We start from the raw sequence: 730 nt of genomic DNA on the forward strand, positions 1-730 counted from the left end.
GGCGCCGAGGAGCCAGGCGGGGGCGGCGCCGCGGGCGGTCCGGCTGCCAAGATCAACATCAATACGGCGACGGCCGAGGAGCTCCTCGAACTGCCCCGGGTCGGACCGGTTCTTGCCGCGCGGATTGTCGAGTTCCGCGAGCAGCACGGCCCGTACGGGCAGCCGTCGGATCTTGATGCAGTGCCCGGCATCGGGCCGGTCATGCTGGAGGCGCTGGTGGAACTGGTGTCGGTATGAGCCGGCCGCCGCGCTGGCAGCGGTACGCGGATGCGGCCCGACGTCCGAACGTCGTGGCGCCGGACCAGAATGAGTTGGGTCAGCCGCCCAGACGGCGCAGCGACCTGGGCCGGTGGTTGCTGCGGCACCTCAAGCCGGATCCCGCGGCCGCTGAGGCCGCCGCGACGGAGGCCCGAGGCCGGCGCCTGGATCTTCGCCTGGGGCTCGCGGTGGTGGCATGTTGGGCAGCTGCCTTGGCCCTGCCGCACGCGCCGCCGGGGGTGGCCCTGCTGTTTGCGGGTGTGCTCTTGGGAACCGCCTGTGCAGCGACCGCCCGTTTGCTGTTACCGCTGCGGCCGGCCCGGCTCCTGCCTCGTCCAGCCACCAGGTTGGGACGCCATCTTCGGCCCCGGCCGCGGGAAGACCCGCCCCAGCCACGGCCCCCACGGCAGGGAAGCCGGCACCACCCGCAGGCCCGGCAGCAGGGGAGCGGAGCTCACCCACGCGACCGGCC

1 protein-coding gene is annotated in these 730 nt (G+C 73.8%); it reads left to right on the forward strand.

Annotated features, from left to right (window positions below):
• Window positions 1-237, forward strand: a 237-nt coding sequence (locus tag AC5RUJ_RS17655; RefSeq protein ID WP_494156432.1) for a ComEA family DNA-binding protein, incomplete at its 5' end; no start/stop codon positions are given.
• Between the last annotated feature and the right edge of the window lie 493 nt (window positions 238-730).

The sequence above is a fragment of the Arthrobacter sp. Y3223164 genome, assembly GCF_059091005.1.